The 2,085-nt window shown below is 52.2% G+C and carries 3 protein-coding genes; all 3 read left to right on the top strand.

Annotation, left to right across the window (positions count from 1 at the left end; genetic code table 11):
• The coding region (locus VLH40_08915) for an ISAs1 family transposase (GenBank protein HSV32122.1) at positions 1-837 on the top strand (837 nt) is incomplete at its 5' end.
• A 31-nt stretch (positions 838-868) separates the two neighbouring features.
• Entirely contained in the window at positions 869-1,276 is a 408-nt protein-coding gene (locus tag VLH40_08910) for an ISAs1 family transposase (protein HSV32121.1), read from the top strand.
• 321 nt (positions 1,277-1,597) lie between these two features.
• Positions 1,598-2,085: Druantia anti-phage system protein DruA (locus tag VLH40_08905; protein ID HSV32120.1), on the top strand; the 488-nt coding region annotated here is incomplete at its 3' end.

Genomic DNA, 2,085 nt, shown 5'->3' with positions numbered 1-2,085 from the left:
CTTTACCTCGGACAAACAAGCGGCTACGGAAAACATTCTCGCCAGTACTTCCATCATGGGCAATCCAAGGCTATTTTCGTTCGTCCCCTCAGTAAGAAGGCGCTTCTGAGGCTCAGGGACTCACATCCCGATCCGGATCTCATCCACAAGGAGACACCGATGCGACTTTCCGAGAAACAGGCTTCCGACTTGATCGAGATACTCAAAGCGCTTCCCGATCCCCGTTGCAAACGGGGGGTGCGCCACCGGAATCTCTCCATTATTGCCATTTCCCTTTGCGCCGTCATCTGCGGGTGCCGGGGCTATAGTGCTATTGCCCAGTGGGCAAGCCATTGTTCTCAAAAAATGTTGGAGCGTCTCTGGTGCAGAAAAAAAGCGCATCGCTATGTCCCTCCCAGCGAACCGACCATCCGGCGCCAATTGCAGAGGATTGATGCCGAGAAGGTTGATAGGGCTATCTCCGATTGGGCAGGCCGACTGTCTGGAGGAAACGCCATCGGCATTGATGGAAAAACGCTCAGAGGAGCGCGACGTGATGACGGCACGAAAGTCCACCTTCTGTCTGCCTTCATCCACCAGCAGGGCGTAACCATCGCCCAACAAGAAGTGCCCGTGAAAAGCAATGAAATCCCTGCCGCGATTCCCTTATTGGCGCCTCTTGATTTAACGGATAAAATCGTTACCGCCGATGCCCTCCATACCCAAAAAGACCTGGCACGCTTCCTTGTCCAGCAAAAACAGGCCGATTACTGTTTCACCGTCAAGGATAATCAATCCACCCTGAAAGAAGACATCGCCTACCTCGGATTAACCGAGGCATTTCCCCCCTCAGCATGAAACCTGTGAAAAAGCGCACGGCCGTCTGGAAATGAGAAAAATCTGGACATCTATCGATCTGAATAGGTATCTGGATTTCCCTTTCTGTGGACAGGTTGCCTGCATCGAACGGCATACCGAAAATCTCAAAACGGGCAAAAAACGCAGAGAAACTGCCTACCTCATCACCAGTCTCTCACCCCAGAAGGCTTCACCCAAGCAACTCCTCGACCTGAATCGCGGACATTGGAGCATCGAAAACAAAAGCCATTATGTCCGGGACGTCACCTTTGATGAGGATCGCTCTCAAATACGAGCCAAGACCGGCCCCAGAATGATGGCCACACTCCGAAACCTCGCCATCAGCCTCCTGAGGCTGGCAGAGTATACCAATATCGCCGCCGCCATCAGGCACATGGCCGCTAAACCGCATTTGGCGTTACAACTGATCGGTGCTTAAATCATCTCCCGCCTCTGCTTAATGTGCGTGCATTCGCACTTAGGAAGGCAATGGCACTCCTGCGGCTGTTTCCTTCCCCAACACCGCCTTTTACCAGTTCCTGACCTCTGTTAACGCTGAAATCCCCCTTGCCCCGCCATCATTGCTCTCATATAAAGACACTCCCCCAAAAATTGTCGCGCCGACTTTGACAGAGCCTTGGCCTTGGGTCCAGGGCTAAGTCATTCACAAAGACAAGTAATCGCCTTGATTGAAGAATAAAATAGTTCTGGTTTTTTCTTTTGCCCTATGGTATCAAGGGTCAGGATCGGAGAGACCTTGATGCCAGAAGCCCCTGACAACTTTCCTTTTTTTGACATAGTAGTCCGTCCTATCAGGCGGGATGAGCGGCAGATGTGGGACAGGCTCATGTCGGAGTACCATTATCTGGGGCTCAAGTCCCTGGTGGGTAAATCGATCCGTTATGTAGCTGAGCTGCACGGTCGTTGGTTAGCCCTCCTGGGTTGGGCTGCCTCGGCATTAAAATGTCAGCCCCGGGATACCTGGATTGGTTGGTCCCAAGCCATCCAATGGCAGCGGTTACATTTAATCGTCAATAATGCTCGTTTTCTCATGTTACCGGATATTCACATTCCCAATTTGGCATCAAAGGTTCTGAGCCTTAATCTGCGCCGTCTTTCCCGTGACTGGGTGCAGGTGTACGGACATCCGGTGCTGATAGCGGAGACCTTTGTAGATACTGGTCGCTTTACCGGAGCCTGCTACAAGGCAGCCAACTGGCTTTACCTCGGACAAACAAGCGGCTACGG

Source organism: Atribacteraceae bacterium, from assembly GCA_035477455.1.
Taxonomy (GTDB): domain Bacteria; phylum Atribacterota; class Atribacteria; order Atribacterales; family Atribacteraceae; genus DATIKP01.
Note: the sequence above shows the minus strand (reverse complement) of the source record. Positions and strands in the feature narration are given on the sequence as shown.